General features: G+C 72.0%; 23 protein-coding genes. 9 read left to right on the top strand and 14 right to left on the bottom strand.

Features of this window, described 5'->3' with window-relative positions:
- The first annotated feature begins 23 nt into the window (after positions 1-23).
- A complete protein-coding gene (locus tag PD653B2_RS05590; RefSeq protein WP_085871344.1) occupies positions 24-1,208 on the top strand; it encodes a DUF5667 domain-containing protein in 1,185 nt (394 codons plus the stop codon).
- Between the two features lie 4 nt (positions 1,209-1,212).
- Here the strand turns inward: PD653B2_RS05590 and PD653B2_RS05585 are convergent, their stop codons facing one another.
- The 5 genes from PD653B2_RS05585 to PD653B2_RS05565 form a co-directional block, all read right to left on the bottom strand.
- A complete protein-coding gene (locus PD653B2_RS05585; RefSeq protein ID WP_085871343.1) occupies positions 1,213-2,370 on the bottom strand; it encodes a lysophospholipid acyltransferase family protein in 1,158 nt (385 codons plus the stop codon).
- Positions 2,363-3,433 carry an NAD-dependent epimerase/dehydratase family protein gene (locus PD653B2_RS05580; protein WP_085871342.1) on the bottom strand — a complete coding sequence of 357 codons (1,071 nt, stop codon included), beginning with the start codon at positions 3,431-3,433 and terminating at the stop codon, positions 2,363-2,365. The genes PD653B2_RS05585 and PD653B2_RS05580 overlap by 8 nt, the downstream gene beginning before the upstream one ends.
- A 16-nt stretch (positions 3,434-3,449) precedes the next feature.
- Complete coding sequence (locus PD653B2_RS05575) at positions 3,450-3,551, bottom strand: 30S ribosomal protein bS22 (RefSeq protein ID WP_008356322.1); 102 nt, start codon at positions 3,549-3,551, stop codon at positions 3,450-3,452.
- Positions 3,552-3,689: 138 nt separating this feature from the next.
- Positions 3,690-3,893, bottom strand: a complete 204-nt coding sequence (locus PD653B2_RS05570) for a helix-turn-helix domain-containing protein (protein WP_085871341.1) — start codon at positions 3,891-3,893, stop codon at positions 3,690-3,692.
- 210 nt (positions 3,894-4,103) lie between these two features.
- A complete protein-coding gene (locus PD653B2_RS05565; protein ID WP_085871340.1) occupies positions 4,104-5,297 on the bottom strand; it encodes an acetoin utilization protein AcuC in 1,194 nt (397 codons plus the stop codon).
- 176 nt (positions 5,298-5,473) lie between these two features.
- Between PD653B2_RS05565 and trpS the strand changes: the two genes are divergently transcribed.
- Positions 5,474-6,433, top strand: a complete 960-nt coding sequence (gene trpS / locus PD653B2_RS05560; RefSeq protein WP_085871339.1) for a tryptophan--tRNA ligase — start codon at positions 5,474-5,476, stop codon at positions 6,431-6,433.
- Here the strand turns inward: trpS and PD653B2_RS05555 are convergent.
- Entirely contained in the window at positions 6,430-7,341 is a 912-nt protein-coding gene (locus PD653B2_RS05555) for a haloalkane dehalogenase (RefSeq protein ID WP_085871338.1), read from the bottom strand. The genes trpS and PD653B2_RS05555 overlap by 4 nt on opposite strands.
- Positions 7,342-7,456: 115 nt before the next feature.
- Between PD653B2_RS05555 and PD653B2_RS05550 the strand changes: the two genes are divergently transcribed.
- The 4 genes from PD653B2_RS05550 to PD653B2_RS05535 are packed head-to-tail and all read left to right on the top strand — an operon-like array spanning position 7,457 to position 9,270.
- Positions 7,457-7,870 (top strand): hypothetical protein, encoded by a 414-nt coding sequence (locus tag PD653B2_RS05550; RefSeq protein WP_085871337.1) that lies wholly within the window; start codon positions 7,457-7,459, stop codon positions 7,868-7,870.
- Positions 7,867-8,292, top strand: a complete 426-nt coding sequence (locus PD653B2_RS05545; protein ID WP_085871336.1) for a DCC1-like thiol-disulfide oxidoreductase family protein — start codon at positions 7,867-7,869, stop codon at positions 8,290-8,292. The genes PD653B2_RS05550 and PD653B2_RS05545 overlap by 4 nt, the downstream gene beginning before the upstream one ends.
- Positions 8,258-8,944 (top strand): TetR family transcriptional regulator, encoded by a 687-nt coding sequence (locus tag PD653B2_RS05540; protein ID WP_242665148.1) that lies wholly within the window; start codon positions 8,258-8,260, stop codon positions 8,942-8,944. Before PD653B2_RS05545 ends, PD653B2_RS05540 begins: the two co-directional genes overlap by 35 nt.
- Positions 8,941-9,270 (top strand): hypothetical protein, encoded by a 330-nt coding sequence (locus PD653B2_RS05535; protein WP_085871334.1) that lies wholly within the window; start codon positions 8,941-8,943, stop codon positions 9,268-9,270. Before PD653B2_RS05540 ends, PD653B2_RS05535 begins: the two co-directional genes overlap by 4 nt.
- Here PD653B2_RS05535 and PD653B2_RS05530 read toward each other — a convergent pair.
- From PD653B2_RS05530 to PD653B2_RS05495, 8 genes are all read right to left on the bottom strand, one after another.
- Complete coding sequence (locus PD653B2_RS05530) at positions 9,239-9,754, bottom strand: hypothetical protein (protein WP_085871333.1); 516 nt, start codon at positions 9,752-9,754, stop codon at positions 9,239-9,241. The two genes, PD653B2_RS05535 and PD653B2_RS05530, sit on opposite strands and share 32 nt — an antisense overlap.
- 12 nt (positions 9,755-9,766) lie before the next feature.
- Entirely contained in the window at positions 9,767-10,570 is an 804-nt protein-coding gene (gene proC / locus PD653B2_RS05525) for a pyrroline-5-carboxylate reductase (protein ID WP_085871332.1), read from the bottom strand.
- A gap of 5 nt (positions 10,571-10,575) precedes the next feature.
- Entirely contained in the window at positions 10,576-11,511 is a 936-nt protein-coding gene (locus PD653B2_RS05520) for a proline dehydrogenase family protein (protein WP_085871331.1), read from the bottom strand.
- A 39-nt stretch (positions 11,512-11,550) separates the two neighbouring features.
- Positions 11,551-12,288 (bottom strand): ABC transporter permease, encoded by a 738-nt coding sequence (locus PD653B2_RS05515; RefSeq protein WP_085871330.1) that lies wholly within the window; start codon positions 12,286-12,288, stop codon positions 11,551-11,553.
- Positions 12,285-12,995 (bottom strand): ABC transporter ATP-binding protein, encoded by a 711-nt coding sequence (locus tag PD653B2_RS05510; protein ID WP_085871329.1) that lies wholly within the window; start codon positions 12,993-12,995, stop codon positions 12,285-12,287. Before PD653B2_RS05510 ends, PD653B2_RS05515 begins: the two co-directional genes overlap by 4 nt.
- A 306-nt stretch (positions 12,996-13,301) precedes the next feature.
- Complete coding sequence (locus PD653B2_RS05505; protein WP_085871328.1) at positions 13,302-13,898, bottom strand: TetR family transcriptional regulator; 597 nt, start codon at positions 13,896-13,898, stop codon at positions 13,302-13,304.
- Positions 13,895-14,683: a sugar phosphate isomerase/epimerase family protein gene (locus tag PD653B2_RS05500; RefSeq protein WP_085871327.1), complete on the bottom strand. Its 789-nt coding sequence runs from the start codon at positions 14,681-14,683 to the stop codon at positions 13,895-13,897. Before PD653B2_RS05500 ends, PD653B2_RS05505 begins: the two co-directional genes overlap by 4 nt.
- A gap of 7 nt (positions 14,684-14,690) precedes the next feature.
- Entirely contained in the window at positions 14,691-15,626 is a 936-nt protein-coding gene (locus PD653B2_RS05495; RefSeq protein ID WP_085871326.1) for a Ppx/GppA phosphatase family protein, read from the bottom strand.
- Between the two features lie 57 nt (positions 15,627-15,683).
- Here PD653B2_RS05495 and PD653B2_RS05490 point away from each other — a divergent pair, with 57 nt between their 5' ends.
- The 3 genes from PD653B2_RS05490 (at position 15,684) to PD653B2_RS05480 (ending at position 17,894) form a co-directional block, all read left to right on the top strand.
- Positions 15,684-16,448, top strand: coding sequence for a hypothetical protein (locus tag PD653B2_RS05490; RefSeq protein WP_085871325.1), 765 nt, complete (start codon positions 15,684-15,686; stop codon positions 16,446-16,448).
- Between the two features lie 104 nt (positions 16,449-16,552).
- Positions 16,553-17,191: a VOC family protein gene (locus tag PD653B2_RS05485; protein ID WP_085871324.1), complete on the top strand. Its 639-nt coding sequence runs from the start codon at positions 16,553-16,555 to the stop codon at positions 17,189-17,191.
- A 115-nt stretch (positions 17,192-17,306) separates the two neighbouring features.
- Positions 17,307-17,894, top strand: coding sequence for a class I SAM-dependent methyltransferase (locus PD653B2_RS05480; RefSeq protein ID WP_242665147.1), 588 nt, complete (start codon positions 17,307-17,309; stop codon positions 17,892-17,894).
- Positions 17,895-17,959: the final 65 nt, after the last annotated feature.

Raw genomic sequence — 17,959 nt, 5'->3', positions numbered from 1 at the left:
CCTCACACCTCGTTGAGGTGGACATGACATGGGGTTTCACGGCGCAGCGTCGCGCCGACCAGTTCGACGCCCTGGTCGAGGGCGTCTCGACCGCTGACCCGCGCGACGCGCGGGATGCCGACCTGCTCGAGCTCGTCGGTGCGATGCGTGGCGTGCCCGCGGTCACCGCCCGCCCCGAGTTCGTCGCCACGCTCCGCGAGCGGCTGATGGCCGAGGCCGACACCGCGCTCGTGCCCACCGATGTCTCCCGACTCACCCTGCCGGCGCGCCGCCCCGGCCGCGAGCGCCGCCTGGCCGCCGTCGTCGGTGGCATCGCGATCGTCGGCGCGACCACCTCGATCGCCGTCGCGTCCCAGTCCGCTCTGCCGGGCGACTCGCTCTACCCGATCAAGCGCGTCCTCGAGCGCGCCCACACCGGGCTCTCGGTCGGCGAGGGCAACAAGGGCACCACGATGCTGGCCAGCGCCACCGACCGCCTCGACGAGGTCGACGCCCTGGCCCGCCAGGACGACTTCGGCGACGACGTCCGGGTCGCCGACACCCTCAACGCCTTCACCGAGCAGGCGACCGCGGCGTCCGACCTGCTCATCGCCGACTACACCCACACCGGGAACGCCTCGTCGATCGCCCACCTGCGCGACTTCGCCTCGTCCAGCCTCGACCAGCTCGCGGCCCTCGAGCCGTTGGTGCCGGCCGATGCCCGCGACGAGCTGATCCGCGCCGCCGGCGTGCTCACGACCATCGACGCCGAGGCCGCCCAGCGCTGCCCCGACTGCGGCGGCACGCCCATCGAGTCGATCCCGCCGGTGCTCGCGTCGAGTGAGCTGATCACCGTGCCCCGGGCCCCGGCGACGACGCCGCGCGCCGACGACGTCAAGAACTCCGGCGGCAAGACCACCGGCGGCCAGGACAGCGGCGGCCAGGGCAAGGGCGACGACACCGACCTGCCGGACGTTGACGGCAACGACCTCGGACCGGGCAGCGTCCTCGACCCGGGCGACACCCTCCCGAGCGCCGGCAGCCAGACCGGCGGGTCCAACCCGCTGGACGACCTCGCCCACACCCTGACCGGCGGCACCAACAACAACGGCCCCTCGGGCACGCCGTCGGCGCCGTCCGTCGGCACCGTCACCCAGGGCGTGAACGAGCTCCTGCACGGCGTCATCGACCCGGTCACGGGCGAGACGAAGCTGCCCAGGACTCCTTGAGCGGTCAGCGGAAGACGGACTGCCGCTTCATCAGCAGTGAGTAGAGCGTCTGCTGGATGGTCTCGCGCACCTGGTCGGTGACGTTGAAGACCAGCATCGGGTCGTCGGCCGCGCCCGCGTCGAACTCGTCGGTGCGGATCGGCTCACCGAACTCCAGCAGCCACTTCGACGGCAGCGGCACCAGCCCGAGCGGGCCGAGCAGCGGGAAGAACGGCGTGATCGGGATGTAGGGCAGTCCGAGGAGCCGCGCCAGGGACGGCACGTTGCCGACCAGCGGGTAGATCTCCTCCGCGCCCACGACGGACAGCGGGATGATCGGGACGCCGGTGCGCAGGGCAGCCGAGACGAAGCCGCCGCGGCCGAAGCGCTGGAGCTTGTAGCGCTCGGCGTACGGCTTGCCGATGCCCTTGAAGCCCTCGGGCCACACGCCCACGAGCTCGCCGCCGCGCAGCATCCGCTCGGCGTCCTCGTTGCAGGCGAGCGTGGCGCCGCTCTTGCGCGCCAAGGTGCTCACGAACGGCATCTTGAAGACCAGGTCGGCGCCGAGCGGGCGCAGGAAGCGGCCGGTGTGGTCGTGGATCGAGACCAGCGTCATCAGGCCGTCGACCGGGACCGTGCCGGAGTGGTTCGACACCACCAGCGCACCGCCCTCAGCCGGGATGTTCTCGGCGCCGCGCACCTCGACCCGGAACCACTTCTCCGCGATCGGGCGCAGGGTCGCCATCAGGAACCGCTCGGTGATCTCGCGGTCGAAGCCGTACTCGTCGACGGTGAAGTCGCCGGCCACGCGGCGCCGGAGGAAGGCGAGGAACTGGGCGAGCTGGGGCTCCCACTGCTCACCGAAGACCTCGCGGGCGCCGTGGTTGATGGCGGAGAGCCAGTCGGCCGCGGGGATGCCGGACATCGGGCCCCGGTCGCGGGTCGTGGTCGGGGCGCGCTGCACGTCGGCGGGCAGGTCGACGGCGGGCTCGGCCGCCTGCTTCGGCGGTGCGGCCTTCTTGGGCGGCGCCTTCTTCGCCGGAGCGGCCCTCGTCGCCGAGGCCGGGGCGGCCGGCTTGCCGCCGGCGGCGAGGCTGCGGGCGGCGGACGAGGGTCGGCTGCTGCCGGTGCCACGACCCGGGCGGCCGCGGGTCCCGATCGGGATGATCTCGGCGTCACCCATGGTCGACCCCTCCCGGGACGGGCTGCGGCAGGGCGGACGACACCGGCGCGGGCTCGGGCAGGCTGCGCGCCATCCGGGCCAGCAGCTTCTCGGCGCGGCCCCCGGTCGGCGTCAGGGTCAGGCCGAAGTCGGCGAAAGCCTCGGCGGTCGTGTAGGCGGGCTCGAAGCCCAGACCGGTGCGCATCCGGGTCGTGTCGACGCCGCGACCATAGGTGAGCAGGTCGATCTGCTCCGGGGAGAAGTCGGCGAGCCGGGCGGAGCGGAGCGCCGAGCCGACGCCGCCGACGGCGAACGGCGGCAGGGCGACGGTCGGCCGCTGGAGGCGGCGTACGGCCTGGGACAATATCAAGATCCCGTCGCCGGCGACGTTGAAGGTGCCGGCGACGTCGTTCACGGCGGCGTGCCGCAGGACCTCGATGAGGTCGCGCTCGTGCAGGAACTGCAGGCGCGGGTCGTGGCCCAGCACGGTCGGGATGACCGGGAGCCGGAAGTAGGACGTGAGCGGGCTGGTGACGCGCGGGCCGATCACGTTGGCGGCGCGCAGGAGCGTCACCGCGACGTCGGGGCGGCGGCGGGCGAACCCGCGCACGTAGCTCTCGACCTCGGCGACGTCCTTGGCGTAGCCCGCCCGGGCGGCGCGCCGCGGCTCCATGTCCTCGGTGAACATCGCCGGGTCGCGACTGCTCGCGCCGTAGACCGTCGTCGTCGACTTGACCACGAGACGCTCGAGCCCGGGTGCCTTCTGACAGGCCGCGAGCAGCTGCATCGTCCCGATGACGTTGAGCTCCTTCATCGTGTTTCGCCCGCCGGCACTGCCGGGGGTGGCGATGACGCTCATGTGGACGACGGTGTCGACGTCCTCCTTGACGATGACCTTCGCGATGACCGGGTTGCGGATGTCGGCGCGCACGAAGGAGACGTCGCCGATGTCGCCGTGCGGAGGCACGGCGTCGACACCGATGACGCGGTCGACCGCAGGGTCAGCCGCCGCAGCGCGCGCAAACCGGCGCCCGAGGTCGCGTGAGACCCCGGTGACCAGGACGACCCTGCCGGCGCTGCCCATGCGGCGTGCGGCGCGCTTACTTGCCGAGCTTGCGACGCTGGACGCGCGTCTTCTTCAGCAGCTTGCGGTGCTTCTTCTTGGCCATGCGCTTGCGCCGCTTCTTGATGACAGAACCCACAGGGAAACCTTTCAACAGCCGTACAGCTGCCCCCGGATCGGCCCGGAGGACCGACCCAGCCTATCCGCCGCATGCGGACACGCAGAATCGGCCGTCCGAAGTGGACCCGGTCTCGTCGCGCGGCACCGTCGCCGCGGGTCAGCCGGCGTTGTAGAAGCTCTTCCGGAGGTACTCGTCCACGTCGGTCTCGAGGACGCGGAAGGACCGCCCCACCCGCACCGCCGGCAGGTCGCCGTTGTGGACGAGACGGTAGACGGTCATCTTGGAGACACGCATCATCGCCGCGACTTCGGCGACGGTCAGGAACTTCGACTCGGGGTTGTCCCCGGAGTTGCTAGCCATCGTGCACCGATTCTTTCTGTCTGACGCGCCGCCGGCTTCCCCACCGGTGAGTGCACGCGTCGCGCTCAGTGAGAATAGGGCCTGATGTGACTCGTGGGGAAGGGGTCAACCAAAGTAGCTCGAGAGACTCCGGCGTGTCCGCTTGCCATCGGGGCGCGCCGAGGTCACGACACCCTCTCCTCGCGACTCACTCTGCCACGTTTGCGCAGGTCAGGGCAGGGGGTCGAGCCCGTGCAGCGGGAAGGCCGCCATCCGGGTCGCATGGATGGACCGGTCCAGCCAGGTGTCGGGGTCGTAGCCCGCGGACCAGTCGCGGTACGCCGGGGTCCGGCCGTCGGTCATCCGGTGCGGTGCGACCCGGCCCAGCGACGTACGGACGTGGTCGCGCCAGCCCTCGGGTGTCTCGGTGGCCGGGTCGAGCGGCCGCCCGCCCACGATCGCCAGCAGGTGCGTCCAGGCCCGCGGCACGACCTCGACCAGCGCGTAGCCGCCGCCTCCGGTCACCACCCAGCGCCCGCCGCAGAGCTCGTGGGCCAGGTCGTGGAGGGCCAGGTAGGTGGCGCGCTGGCCGTCGACGGTGAGCATCAGGTGGGCCAGCGGGTCCTCGACGTGGGAGTCGCAGCCCTGCTGCGTCACCAGGACCTCCGGCGCGAACTCGCGCAGCAGCGGCGGCACCACCGCGTGGAAGGCCCGGAGCCAGCCGCCGTCGGCGGTCCCCGGCGGCAGCGGCACGTTGACCGCACTGCCGAGGGCGTCGGGGCCACCGAGGTCACCCGAGAAGCCGGTGCCGGGGAAGAGCATCTGTCCGGTCTCGTGCAGCGAGATCGTCAGCACCCGCGGGTCGTCCCAGAAGATCCGTTCGACCCCGTCGCCGTGGTGGACGTCGACGTCGACGTACGCCACTCGCTGCGCGCCCTGGTCGAGGAGGTACTGGATGCCGACGGCGACGTCGTTGTAGATGCAGAAGCCGCTGGCCCGGTCGGGCATCGCGTGGTGCAGCCCGCCGGTGATGTTCGCCGAGTGCAGGGACTCCCCCGACCACACCTGGCGGAAGGCCTCGACGCTGGCGCCGACGATGTGCGCGGTGGCGTGGTGCATGCCCGCGAAGATCGGGTTGTCGTCGGTCCCGAGCCCGTGCTTCTCGTCGAACCCGCTCCCGGCCGCACCGGCTCGCATCACGGCCTCGATCAGCCCGGGCCGGTGCACGGTCGCGATCAGGTCGTCGGAGGCCATCGGGGCGTCGACCAGGCGCAGACCCGGGCGCACCGCCGTCACGCCGAGCTCGTCGGCGAGCCGCATGGTGAGGTCGACACGCAGCGGAGACATCGGGTGGGACGGTCCGAAGTCGTACTCGGTGAGGCTGCGGTCGAAGACGACCGTGGCCGGTCCCTCACAGGCGGGCATGTCCGGGACGCTACCGCTAGAGTGAAACCGTGCTGACGATCCCTTCCACCCAGTGGTGGCCCGCCTGACCGGCGGACCCTGCTCGAAGCACACCCACTTCACCTCGGCCGCCCACGGGCGGCCGTCGCGCATTTCCGGGTCGGCACCACCCGTGGGCTCTCACCTCTGGAGACCCCATGACCCGCACGCTCTCGCTGCTCACCCCCAGCGGACACCTCACCCTCGGCAACCTCCTCGGCGCGCTGCGCCCGATGGCGGCCCGCCAGCGCGACGCCGACTGCTACTACGGCATCGCGGACCTGCACGCGATGACCACGCCCCACGACCCGGCCCGGCTGCGCTCGCTCGTGCAGGAGACAGCGACCCTCCTGCTCGCCGTCGGGCTCGACGAGTCCACGCTCTTCGTGCAGAGCCGGGTGCCCGCGCACGCCCAGCTGGCCTACCTGCTCGAGTGCACGGCGTACACGGGCGAGCTGAACCGGATGATCCAGTTCAAGGACAAGGGCCGGGGCGTCGACTCGACCCGGGTCTCGCTCTACACCTACCCGGCGCTGATGGCGGCCGACATCCTGCTCTACCGGCCCGAGCGGGTGCCGGTCGGCGACGACCAGCGCCAGCACATCGAGATCACCCGCGACCTCGCGCTCCGCTTCAACCGGACGTACGGCGAGGTCTTCACGGTCCCGGAGATCACCGTGCCGGCCGCGGGCGCGCGCGTGCGGCTGCTCAGCGACCCGACCCGGAAGATGGGCAAGTCGGACCCCGACGCCCAGGGCGTCGTGCGCCTGCTCGACAGCCCGGACGTCGTACGCCGCAAGGTGGCGCGGGCGGTCACCGACTCCGACACCGGCCCGGACGCCGTTCGCGCCGCACCGGAGAAGCCCGGCGTCACCAACCTGCTCGACATCCTCACCGCGTGCGGCGGGTCGGCGGAGGGCATCACGACGTACGGCGCCCTCAAGCGGGCGGTCACCGACGCGGTGGTCGCCGAGCTCGAGCCGGTGCAGAAGCGGTACGCCGAGCTGGCCGCCGACCCGGCGTACGTCTCCGGCGTCTACGACGCGGGCGCGGCGCGCTGCCGCGCGGTGACCGCGCCGGTGCTCGCGGCGGCCGAGGCGGCGATGGGCTTGGGCTAGGCCATGAAGTCGCGGACCACCCGGCCGAGCTCGGTGCCGGCGTCCTCCTGGAGGAAGTGGCCGGCCCCGGCGATCGTCGGGTGGTCGAGCCCGGCCGTGCCCGGGACGAGCTTGCGCAGGATCGGCGCCATCGCGCCCGTGATCGGGTCGCTGTCGGAGAAGGCGACGAGGAACGGCCTGTCCCAGGCGGACAGCACCTCCCACGCGGCGCGATTGGCGTCACTGGCCGGGTCGTCGGGGCGTGTGGGGACCAGCGTGGGCATCGCCCGCGGTCCGGCCTTCGACCCCTCGTCGGGGAACGGGGCGTCGTACGCCGCCCGCACCTCGTCGCTCATCCCGCGCGCGCAGCCGGAGGCGACCAGCCGCCCGATGTCGAGCACGTCGGCGGTCTCGACGGCCCGGCGGAACTGCCACCAGATCTCGGGCATGTCGAAGTCGCCGGTCGACAGGCCGGTGTTGGCCGCGACCACGCGGGCGAACCGGTCGGGGTGCTCGGCGACCAGGCGGAGCCCGATCAGGCCACCCCAGTCCTGGCCGACGAGGGTCACGTCGCGCAGGTCGAGGTGGTCGAAGGCCAGGGCCCGCATCCACGCGACGTGCCGGGCGAACGAGTGGTCCTCGGGGCGGGTCGGCTTGTCGGAGCGGCCGAACCCGACGAGGTCGGGCGCGACCACCCGGATGCCCGCGTCGGTGAGCACCGGGATGACGTGCCGGTACAGGAACGACCAGGACGGCTCGCCGTGCAGCAGCAGCGCGACCGGGCCGTCGGCCGGGCCGGCCTCGACGTAGGCGATCCGGAGGGTGCCGCCGTCCGAGGCGTCGGGATCCGGGACGTCGGCGTACGCCGGCTCCCACGGGTAGTCGGGGAGGCCGGCGAACCGGTCGTCGGGCGTACGGAACGTCTGCATCGCCCCAGTCTGGCAGGTCACCCCACCCCTACTTGAACATGTTCAAAAAGTGTCGTACGGTCTCTCCAACACCTCGAATTGAACATGTTCAACTCTTCCGGATGGAGATCCACCCATGACCTGGACCGTCGGCACCTACCTCGTCTACCTGCTCATCACCGTCCCGCTCACGATCTGGGTGGCGACCACCCTGTCGCGCAACGGCCGCGTCTTCCTGCAGGACGTCTTCGCCGGGGACGACGCCCTCGCGAACGCCGTCAACAAGCTGCTCGTGGTCGGCTTCTACCTGCTCAACCTGGGCTTCGTGGTGCTGTTCCTGCGGATCAGCGACCCGGTCGAGGACCTGGGCGGGCTCTTCGACACCCTCAGCATCAAGGTCGGTGTGGTGATGCTGACCCTGGGCGTCCTGCACTTCTTCAACGTCTACGTCTTCAACGCGATCCGCCGCCGGAGCCGGATGGAGAGCCTGCGCAGCGCGCCGGTGCCGCCGCAGACCTTCATCCCGCCGACGCCGGCCTACCCGCGATGAACCGGCTGACCGTGCTCACCGACCCCGGGTGCCCGCTGTGCGTGCGCTTCGCCGACTGGCTCGGGCGGCAGCCGCTGATCGTGCCGCTCGAGCTGGTGCCGGCCGGGTCGCGGGAGGCACGCGAGCGGTTCCCCACGCTCGACCACGAGCGGACGCTGGACGAGATCACGGTGGTCGGCGACGACGGCGCGGTCTGGACGCACGAGCGCGCCTGGGTGATGTGCCTGTGGGCCACGCGTCACCACCGCGGCATGGCCGAGCGGCTGGCCCGGCCGTCGATGCTCCCGCTGGCCCGCGGCGCGGCGTACACCGCGGCCGGGATCCGGCACCTGCTGGCGTCCTCGACGGGCCCGAGCGGTCCTGCGGGAGGTGACTACGCTGATGACTGTGCCGGAACCTGCCGCCCGCTCCCCCAAGGCTGAGCAGACCCGACGGGCGATCGTCGACTCGGCGATGCGGCTCTTCCGTGACAAGGGCTACGGCAAGACCACGATGCGCGCCATCGCCTCCGAGGCCGGTGTCTCGCTCGGGAACGCCTACTACTACTTCGGGTCGAAGGAACACCTCATCCAGGCGTTCTACGACCAGATGCAGGAGGAGCACGCCGAGGCGGCGGGCGCCGTGCTCGCCCGGGAGACGGTGTTCGCGCGGCGGCTCGAGGGCGTGCTGCTCGCCTGGCTGGACGTGGCCGAGCCGAGCCACGAGTTCGCGGGCCAGTTCTTCAAGAACGCCGCGGACCCGGCCAGCCCGCTCTCGCCGTTCAGCCCGGAGTCCGCGGGGGCGCGGGACGCGAGCATCGCGCTGTTCGGGTCGCTGGTGGAGGGTGCCGACCTCAAGCTGGCGCCCGCCCTGCGCCAGGAGCTGCCCCAGCTGCTGTGGCTGATGCAGATGGGCATCGTGCTCTTCTGGGTGTACGACGCCAGCCCCGGCCAGGCTCGCAGCCGGATGCTCGTCGGCAGGATCGTGCCGGTCGTCGACCGGCTCATCCGGATGTCGCGCCTGCCCGTCGTGCGCGGCGTCGTCGACGACGTCGTCGCCCTGGTCGCCGCGTTGCGCTCCGACGCGCCGTCATGAGCCGGCCCCGGTGGGGGCGGCTCCTGGCCACGGCGTACGTCGTCGTGGTGGCGAGCCTGACGGCCTACGCGTTCCGCTCCGACGGCCTCGAGTTCGGCAGGGCCGAGGGGCTCGCGGGCGTGCTGACCCTGCCGGCGATCATCGTCGCGCTGCCTGTCATCTACGTGATCGGCGCGCTGGCCTGGCAGCTGCACGACGCCGGCGCACCGATGCTGCTGGTCACGATCGCGTTCACCGCGATGATGACGGTCGTCGCGGTCTGGAACGTCGCCCTTGCCTACGGCGTCGGGGCAGTCATCCGGTCTCTGCGAGCCTCTTCAAGGTGAGCAGCTGCTTGCGCACCATCAGCAGGTCGCCCCAGGCGAGCAGCCGCGACCGGACCCAGTTGACCGGGCCGTCCTGCGCCACCGCGAGCCGGCAGACGATCCGGGTGCCCTCGCCGCACGGCTCGGCGGCATAGGTGATCGCGACCGGCCCGAAGAGCCGCCGGCCGCGCTGCGTAGTCAGGGCCGTCCAGTGGTGCGGCGCGTCGAAGGCGACCAGCTCGAAGACGACGGCCATCCGCTGGCCCAGCACCAGCTGGTCGGCTCCGGGGGTCAGCGTGCGCGGGCTGCGGCGGCCGGGCCAGTACCGGTCGTAGGAGTACGGCGCCACCGCGATCTGGCACAGCCACCGCCAGGTGACCTCCTGCGACGCCTCGACGGTGATGGCGCGGGTCATCGACAACATGGTCCCGTCGACGAGGTGGTCGGCGGCGTACGGCCGGCGCGCCTCCGCCCGGGTCACTCCCCAGGTCAGCGGCAGCGCCATGTCGTCGGGCCCTCAGCTGCCTTCGGCCAGTTCCCGGGACCGGTCGCGGGCGGCCTCCATCGCGGCGAGGAACGCCGCCCGGACCTTATGGATCTCGAGCTCGCGCAGGGCGGCGGCCGTCGTGCCGGCCGGGGAGGTGACCTGCTCGCGCAGGACCACCGGGTGGGTGCCGGTCTCGCGGAGCATCTTCGCCGAGCCGACCAGGGTCTGGATGACGAGCTCGGTCGCGGTCGCGCGGGGCAGGCCCAGGTGGACACCGGCCTCGATCATCGACTCGACCACGAAGAAGATGTACGCCGGGCCCGAGCCGGAGATCGCCGTGACGGCGTCCTGCTGGCGCTCGGGGATGCGCAGCACCTTGCCGACCGACGCCATCAGCGCCTCGGCCTCGGCCAGGTGCTCCTCGCCGCAGTGGGAGCCGGGAGAGATGGCGGCCATGCCCTCGTCGACGAGCGCGGGAGTGTTCGGCATGACCCGGACGACGGCGACGCCCTCGGGCACGCGCGACTCGATGAACGCGGTGGTGATGCCGGCGGCCAGCGACACGATCAGCTGGCCGGGCCGCAGCGCGGGGGCGATCTCGTCGAGCAGGTCGCCCATGTCCTGCGGCTTCACGACCAGCGCGAGGGTGTCGGCCTTGCGGGCCGCCTCGATGTTGCCGACCACGGCGACGCCGTACCGCTCCTCGAGCTCGCGGGCACGGTCACCGCGCTTCTCGCCGACGACCAGGTTGTCGACGCGGCGACCCGCGCGGACCAGGCCGGAGAGCAGGGTCTCGCCCATGACTCCGGCGCCGAGGATGGCGGTCTGCGACATGGCTCCTACTTCTTCGAGACGAGGGACTTCACGAAGAATGACAGGTTCTGCGGGCGCTCCGCGAGCCTTCTCATCAGGTACCCGTACCACTCGGTGCCGTAGGGCACGTAGACGCGCACGGTCTCGCCGGACTCGGCCAGGCGGCGCTGCTCGTCGGGGCGGATGCCGTAGAGCATCTGGTACTCGTACGAGCCCTGCGACCGGCCGTAGCGGCTGGCGAGGGACGACGCGATCTCGACCATCCGCGGGTCGTGGGTGGCGACCATCGGGTAGCCCTCGCCGGCGAGGAGCACCTTGAGGCAGCGCACGTAGGACTTGTCGATGTCGAGGCGGTCCTGGAAGGCGACGGCCTCGGGCTCGAGGTAGGCGCCCTTGCAGAGGCGGACCCGGGAGCCCTCGTAGGCGAGCGCGCGGCAGTCGGACTCGGTGCGGTGCAGCGCGGCCTGGAGCACGGCGCCGGTCTCGGGGAAGTCCTTGCGCAGCTCGCGCAGGATCGCCAGCGTCGAGTCGGTGGTGGTGTGGTCCTCCATGTCGAGGGTGACCGTCGTCCCGGCGTTGCGCGCGGCCCGGCAGATGGTGCGCGCGTTCTCGAGCGCGACCTTGTGGCCGTTGTCGGGCAGGAACTGGCCGATCGCGCTGAGCTTGACCGACACCTCGGCCTGGCGGGTCAGGCTGCGGGTGCCGAGCTGCTGGAGGAGATCGAGGTAGGCCGCGACCGTGGCCTCGGCCTGCTCGGCGTCGAGGGTGTCCTCGCCCAGGAAGTCGAGGGTCACGCGGAGGCCGTCGTCGACGAGGCCGGAGGTCGCCTCCACGGCGGACTCGGTGGTCTCGCCGGGCACGTAGCTGCGGACGATGCCGGCCGAGACCGGCATGGTGCTGACCAGCTTCTTGACCCCCGAGCTGCGCGCGAGCAGCAGGAGCGGCTGACGGAGGAACATCATGGCGTTCAGGCTACGTCGGGGGTGCCGACATCTCCGACTTCAGGACGTACGTCGGCGCAGCGTGGCCGCACCGAGCGCCAGGCCGCCCAGGGCGAGGGCCGCCACCACGGCGACGTCGCGCCACACCGGCCCGGTGCTCGACGACGTCGTCAGGCGCTGCATCGCGTCCACGGCGTACGACAGCGGCAGCACGTCGCTGACCGCGTGCAGGGCGTCGGGGAGCAGGTCGCGCGGGACCAGGAGCCCGCACAACAGCAGCTGGGGGATCACGATCGCCGGCATGAACTGCACGGCCTGGAACTCGGTCTGCGCGAAGGCGGAGACGAACAGCCCGAGGGCGCTGCCGAGGATCGCGTCGACGACGGCGACGACCGTGAGCAGCCACAGCGGGCCCGCCACGTCGAGGCCGAGCAGCCCGACGCTGACGCCCACCGCGAGGATCGACTGGACCGCGGCGACCAGGCCGAAGGCGATCGCGTAGCCGACGAGGAAGTCGAGCTTGCCCAGGGGCATCGCGAGCAGCCGCTCGAGGGTGCCGCTGGAGCGCTCGCGCAGCGTGGTCACGCTGGTCACCAGGAACATCACGATGACCGGGAAGATCGCGAGGAGGGCCGGGCCGATGCGGTCGAAGAGCCTCGGGTCGGCGTCGTCGTAGATCCACCACAGCAGCGAGATCAGCAGGCAGGGCAGCACCAGCAGCATGGCCAGCGTGCGCCGGTCGCGGCGCAGCTGGGTCAGCACCCGGCGGGCGACGGCGAGGGTGACTCGGAGGCTCATGCCGCGTGCTCCCTGACGATCGCCAGGAACGCCGACTCGACGTCGTCGACGTCCGCCCGCTCCTTGATCTCGGAGGGCGTCCCGTCGGCGATGATCCGGCCCTCGCGCATGAGGAGCAGGCGGTCGCAGCGCTCGGCCTCGTCCATCACGTGGCTCGAGACGAACACCGCCACCCCCGACCGGGCGAGACGGTGGAACAGCGCCCAGAGGTCCTCGCGGAGGACGGGGTCGAGGCCGACCGTCGGCTCGTCGAGGACCAGCAGGTCGGGCTCGCCGAGGAGGGCGACGGCGAGGCTCACGCGGGACTGCTGACCACCGCTGAGCCGGCCGACGACGTCGTCGCGGTAGCTCGTCAGGTCGACCGAACCGATCGCGCGGTCCACCTGGTCGCGGCTCGCGCCCAGCACCCTTGCGAAGAAGCGGAGGTTCTCGGCGACGGTCAGGTCCTGGTAGACGCTCACCGCCTGGGTCACGTAGCCCACCCGGTCGCGCAGTCCCCTGCTGCCGGCCTCCTCGCCGAAGACCCTCACCGTGCCGCCGGCGATCCGCTGCACGCCGACCAGGCACCGCATCAGCGTCGACTTGCCGCACCCCGACGGCCCGAGCAGCCCGGTCACGCCGCCGCCGATGGTCAGGTCGAGGTGCTCCAGGACGCTGCGCTCACCGCGCCTGACCCAGAGGTCCTGGATGGTGACTGAATTATTCATCACGCGATGAATTATGCACCGGTGAAGAGACCCCAGCAACCCCGCGACAGAGCCGAGCCACGTGGGGCCCGCCGGCGGCCCACGGACCACAACCAGCGCGGGTCTGCTTACAGCTCCACCACGCAGGAGGAAACTGGCGCCGACTCGGCGAGCCACATGGGGCCCGCCGGCGGCCCACGGACCACCACCCGCGCGGGTCTGCTTACAGCCCCACCACGCAGGAGGAAACTGGCGCCGACTCGGCGAGCCACGTGGGGCCCGCCGGCGGCCCACGGACCTCAGGCACTGAGGGTGGGGGTGAGAGCCCTACTGAAGGGGTCCATCCAGGTACCGCTGCAGGGTGGGCGCGTACGTCGCGACCAGCCGGTCGCCCGGCATGGAGGCGAGCGGCTCGACCCCGGCGATGTAGCGCAGCACCACGATGCCGACCAGCTGCGAGGCGACCAGGGCCATCCGGTGCTCGGGCTCGTCGATCCCGAGGGCGGTGGCCACCGGGCCGAGCACCATCCGCAGGAAGCCGTCGCGGGCCAACTGGGCACCGCTCGGCTCGACGATGCCGCGGAAGATCCCGAGCAGGGGCAGCCGGGTGTCCTCGTCGTCCCAGACCGAGAGGAAGACCCGGAGCAGTCGCTCCCCCGCCCCGTCGACGCCGCCCTCGGCGACCGGAGCCAGCACGACCCGCGGGTCGACGCGGACCTCGAGAGCAGCGAGGAAGAGATCGTCCTTCGTCCCGAAGTAGTGGTGCACCAGGGCCGCGTCCACGCCGGCGGCGGCGGCGACCGCGCGGATCGTCGTCGCGGCGAAGCCCGAGGCGGCGAAGAGCTCGCGCGCGGCGACCAGGATCGCCGCGCGGGTGTCGGGCGCCCCCGGACGGCGACCGCGCCGGGGCGCGGTCGAGGTCACGGCGTGCCCACCGACAGGTGCTGGCGCGCGAACTCGAGCGACTCGCGCAGGTCGGCCTCGCGCTCGGCGGCGTCCTTGCACTTGCGGGTGTTGATCTCGAGCACGATCTCGCCGTCGAAGCCCACCTTGGTGAGGTGTCGCAGGAACGCCGCCGCGCCCATCGCCCCGCGGCCGGGCACCAGGTGCTCGTCCTTGGCCGACCCGGTGCCGTCGGTGAGGTGGATGTGGCGCAGCCGGTCACCGAGCCGCTTGGCCATCAAGATCACGTCGGACTGGGCGATCGCGGCGTGGGAGAGGTCGATCGTGGTGTTGGCGTAGTCCTCCGACGAGGGGTCCCAGCCGGGGAGGTACATCTCCATGCCGCGACTGGAGGCGCGCCAGGGGTACATGTTCTCGACGGCGAAGGCGAGCCCGGTCGACGCCTCCAGGGCGGCGATCCCGTCGACGAAGTCGCGGGCGTAGGCCTTCTGCCAGCGGAAGGGCGGGTGGACGACGACCACCTCGGCGCCGACGGCCTGCGCCATCTCGGCGGAGCGCTCGAGCTTGCCCCACGGCTCCGTGCCCCAGACCCGCTGGGTGAAGAGCAGGCACGGCGCGTGCACCGCGCAGACGGGCATCGCGTGGTGGTCGGAGAGCTGCTTGATCGCCGACGTCTGCTGGCTCAGCGAGTCGATGCCGACCATCACCTCGATGGCGTCGTAGCCGAGCGAGGCGGCGTACGAGAACGCGTGCGCCGACGACTCGGGGTAGACCGAGACCGTGGAGAGTCCGACGCGTGGAGCCATGGCGTCCTCAGCCCAGCGCCGTGATCTGGTCGAGGCGCTCGAGGATGACGCCCTCCCGCAGCGCCCAGGGGCAGACCTCCAGCTCGGCGAGCCCGAAGATGTCCATGACCGCCTCGGCCACCAGTGCGCCGGCGACGATCTGGTGGCTGCGGCTCGCCGAGACGCCCGGCAGGTTCGCGAGCTCGGCGGGCGTCATCGCCGCGAGCTTGGGGATCCACGCGGTCAGCGCGACGAGCGGCAGCGTGCGCGGGACGAGCGGTCCCTCGCCCGAGGGTGCGGCGCCACAGATCCGGGCGAGCGAGCGGAAGGTCTTGGAGGTCGCGGCCGCGTGGTCGGGAGCGCCGGCGCGCAGCATCAACCCGGCGTCGCGGGCGATGTCGGCGCGGATCTGCTTGCGCAGCAGGCGGAGAGTCTCCTCGTCGGGCGCCGTGGCGCCGAAGTGCTGGCGCGCGAGCCGGGCCGCCCCGAGGGGCAGCGACCAGGCCACGTCCGGTGCCTCGTCGGCACCGCCCGCGATCTCCAGCGAGCCGCCGCCGATGTCGAAGACGGAGAGTCGGCCGGCCGACCAGCCGCACCAGCGTCGTACGGCGAGGAAGGTCAGCCGGGCCTCGTCCTCACCGGAGAGGACGGCGATCCGCTGGCCGGTGCGCTCGTGGACCTCGTTGAGCACGGCCTCGGAGTTCTCGGCGTCGCGGACGGCCGAGGTCGCGAACGCGAGCATGTCCTCGCTGCCCTTGTCCTCGGCGACGCGCAGCGCCTGGGACGTGAAGCTCGCGAGGGCGTCGATCCCCTGCTGGGTCACGGCTCCCGTCTCGTCGACGTGCTCGGCGAGGCGGAGCGGCTCCTTGTAGGAGTAGGCCGGCAGCGGGGCCGCGCCGCGGTGGGCGTCGACCACCAGCAGGTGGCCCGTGTTGGACCCGATGTCGAGGACGCCCAGGCGCATGAGTCCAACGTACTAGGGCGCCCCGCCCCGGCCGGACCCCGCACGTAGGCTGGGCGGGTGCCCGAAGTCGATCTGGTGTTCCCGCGCGCGTTCGTCGAGTTCGTCAACCCGGCAGACGAGTCGGAGGTGATGCGCTGCGACCTGACCTGGCTCACGTCGAGCTACACCTGCATCTTCGGCCAGGGCTGCCCCGGCATCTACGCCGACGCCCCCGACGTCGGGTGCTGCACCCTCGGCGCGCACTTCGCCGACAAGACCGACGAGAAGCGGGTCGCCGGCTACGTCGAGATGCTCGACGACAAGCTCTGGCAGCAGAAGCCGAAGGGTCGCCAGGTCCGCAAGAAGGACTGGATCGAGCTCGACGAGGACGGCGAGCGCAAGACCCGCACGACCGTGGTCGACGGCCAGCAGGCCTGCGTCTTCCAGAACCGGCCCGACTTCCACGCGGGCGCGGGCTGCGCCCTGCACGCGCTGGCGTACGTGATCGGCAAGAACCCCCTCGAGACCAAGCCCGACGTGTGCTGGCAGCTGCCGATCCGTCGTACGTTCCGCAACGTCGAGCGCCAGGACGGCACGACGTACACGGAGGTCTCGATCACCGAGTACGACCGCCGCGGCTGGGGTCCCGGTGGGCACGACCTCGACTGGTACTGCTCCGGCAACACCGAGGCGCACGTCGGGGTCGAGCCCGTCTACGTGTCCAACGAGCCCGAGCTGACCGAGCTGATGGGCAAGGCGGCGTACGACGAGCTGGTGCGGCACTGCGAGGCGCACGTGCGCTCCCGCTCGGCGCTCGCGCTGCACCCGGCCGATCCCCACTAGGGCCCCTACGTCCCTTCCGGCCGGGCTCGACAGCGGAAGTCTCGACGTCAAGAGACCCGGACCCCGCTGTCCGGCGCTGCCGATCGTGCGCCGAGAATCTCTACATGCGCCTGGACCATCTTTCTTTCGCAGCAGGACCGGATGGCCTCGCCAGCACTGCCCAGCGCATCGGGGGACTGCTCGGCAAGGACTTCGTCGACGGTGGTGTGCACCCTCGATTCGGGACCCGCAACATGATCCTGCCGCTCGCCGGCGGCACCTACCTCGAGATCGTCGAGGTCCTCGACCACCCGGCGTCCGACAAGGCGCCGTTCGGCCAGGCCGTGCGCGCCCGCTCGGCGCTCGGCGGCGGCTGGCTCGGCTGGGTCGTCGCGGTCGACGACATCTCCGCCGTGGAGTCGCGGCTCGGGCGTGAGGCCGCCATCGGCAGCCGGCACCGTCCGGACGGCACCGCCCTGCGCTGGAAGCAGATCGGCATCAACGGCCTGATCGCCGACCCCCAGCTGCCGTTCTTCATCGAGTGGGACGTCCCGGCCGACCTGCACCCCAGCACCGGCGCCGACCCGGCGTACTCCCTGGCCTGCCTGGAGATCGCGGGCGACCCGCAGCGGGTCAGCGAGTGGCTCGGCGAGACGGTCGAGGCGCCCCTGGAGGACGTGAAGGTCGAGTGGGCCGCCCCCAACGGCACCCCGGGCATCATCGCGGCCCAGATCCAGACGCCGAACGGGCTCGTCCGGCTCTGATGGTCCACTGAGCGTCTCCCCCGGGGCCCGGCCGAGCCCCAACATCTGGAACCACCCCGCGACGTACGAGACCGAGAACCGCGCGGTCGACCCCGACGGCGCGATCGAGGCCGCGATGCGGTCGGTCGCGACGTGGGCCGGGCGCGAGGTGCTGGACGTCGGCTGCGGCACCGGCTTCCACCTCCCGCCCTTCGCCGCCGAGGCCGCGACGGTGGTCGGCGTCGAGCCGCACGCCGACCTGGTCGCGCTGGCTCGTCGTCGTACCCGCCGGTTCGCGAACGTCACCGTCCACCAGGGCGCCGCGCAGTCGCTCCCGGTCGCCGACGCGTCGGTCGACGTCGTGCACGCCCGGTGGGCCTACTTCTTCGGGCCGGGCTGCGAGCCGGGCCTCGCCGAGCTCGACCGCGTCGTACGGCGTGGGGGCGCCGCGTTCGTGATCGACAACGACCCGACGCGCTCGACCTTCGGTGGCTGGTTCCGCCGCGGCTACCCCGAGGTCGACCCGGTCGCGGTGGAGCGCTTCTGGTCGACGCGCGGCTGGACCCGGACACCCGTGGACATGCGCTGGTCGTTCTCCTCGCGCGCCGACCTGGAGAGCGTCGTCCGCATCGAGTTCACCGCGGCCGTCGCCGACGCGGTGCTGGCGGAGCACGAGGGCACCGAGGTCGACTACGCCGTCAACCTCTGGTGGAAGCTGTTCTGACTCCGCGTACGTCACCAGGTCTCGACACGCCGGTCGCGACTTCGTTCCTCAGTCGCGCGGCTCGC

This window comes from Nocardioides sp. PD653-B2, from assembly GCF_002117935.1.
Classification (GTDB): Bacteria; Actinomycetota; Actinomycetes; order Propionibacteriales; family Nocardioidaceae; genus Nocardioides.
The sequence above is the reverse complement of the archived record's forward strand: the minus strand, read 5'-3'. Positions and strand labels throughout refer to the sequence as shown.

Coding starts and splice junctions, on each gene's coding strand:
- PD653B2_RS05570 (WP_085871341.1), bottom strand. CDS start 3,893: ATGGCTAGCAACTCCGGGGACAACCCCGAGTCGAAGTTCCTGACCGTC.
- PD653B2_RS05495 (WP_085871326.1), bottom strand. CDS start 15,626: ATGCGCCTGGGCGTCCTCGACATCGGGTCCAACACGGGCCACCTGCTG.
- proC (WP_085871332.1), bottom strand. CDS start 10,570: ATGTCGCAGACCGCCATCCTCGGCGCCGGAGTCATGGGCGAGACCCTG.
- PD653B2_RS05530 (WP_085871333.1), bottom strand. CDS start 9,754: ATGGCGCTGCCGCTGACCTGGGGAGTGACCCGGGCGGAGGCGCGCCGG.
- PD653B2_RS05485 (WP_085871324.1), top strand. CDS start 16,553: ATGCGCCTGGACCATCTTTCTTTCGCAGCAGGACCGGATGGCCTCGCC.
- PD653B2_RS05510 (WP_085871329.1), bottom strand. CDS start 12,995: ATGAATAATTCAGTCACCATCCAGGACCTCTGGGTCAGGCGCGGTGAG.
- trpS (WP_085871339.1), top strand. CDS start 5,474: ATGACCCGCACGCTCTCGCTGCTCACCCCCAGCGGACACCTCACCCTC.
- PD653B2_RS05535 (WP_085871334.1), top strand. CDS start 8,941: ATGAGCCGGCCCCGGTGGGGGCGGCTCCTGGCCACGGCGTACGTCGTC.
- PD653B2_RS05580 (WP_085871342.1), bottom strand. CDS start 3,433: ATGGGCAGCGCCGGCAGGGTCGTCCTGGTCACCGGGGTCTCACGCGAC.
- PD653B2_RS05565 (WP_085871340.1), bottom strand. CDS start 5,297: ATGCCCGCCTGTGAGGGACCGGCCACGGTCGTCTTCGACCGCAGCCTC.
- PD653B2_RS05520 (WP_085871331.1), bottom strand. CDS start 11,511: ATGATGTTCCTCCGTCAGCCGCTCCTGCTGCTCGCGCGCAGCTCGGGG.
- PD653B2_RS05585 (WP_085871343.1), bottom strand. CDS start 2,370: ATGGGTGACGCCGAGATCATCCCGATCGGGACCCGCGGCCGCCCGGGT.
- PD653B2_RS05555 (WP_085871338.1), bottom strand. CDS start 7,341: ATGCAGACGTTCCGTACGCCCGACGACCGGTTCGCCGGCCTCCCCGAC.
- PD653B2_RS05590 (WP_085871344.1), top strand. CDS start 24: ATGACATGGGGTTTCACGGCGCAGCGTCGCGCCGACCAGTTCGACGCC.
- PD653B2_RS05550 (WP_085871337.1), top strand. CDS start 7,457: ATGACCTGGACCGTCGGCACCTACCTCGTCTACCTGCTCATCACCGTC.
- PD653B2_RS05545 (WP_085871336.1), top strand. CDS start 7,867: ATGAACCGGCTGACCGTGCTCACCGACCCCGGGTGCCCGCTGTGCGTG.
- PD653B2_RS05515 (WP_085871330.1), bottom strand. CDS start 12,288: ATGAGCCTCCGAGTCACCCTCGCCGTCGCCCGCCGGGTGCTGACCCAG.
- PD653B2_RS05480 (WP_242665147.1), top strand. CDS start 17,307: ATGCGGTCGGTCGCGACGTGGGCCGGGCGCGAGGTGCTGGACGTCGGC.
- PD653B2_RS05500 (WP_085871327.1), bottom strand. CDS start 14,683: ATGGCTCCACGCGTCGGACTCTCCACGGTCTCGGTCTACCCCGAGTCG.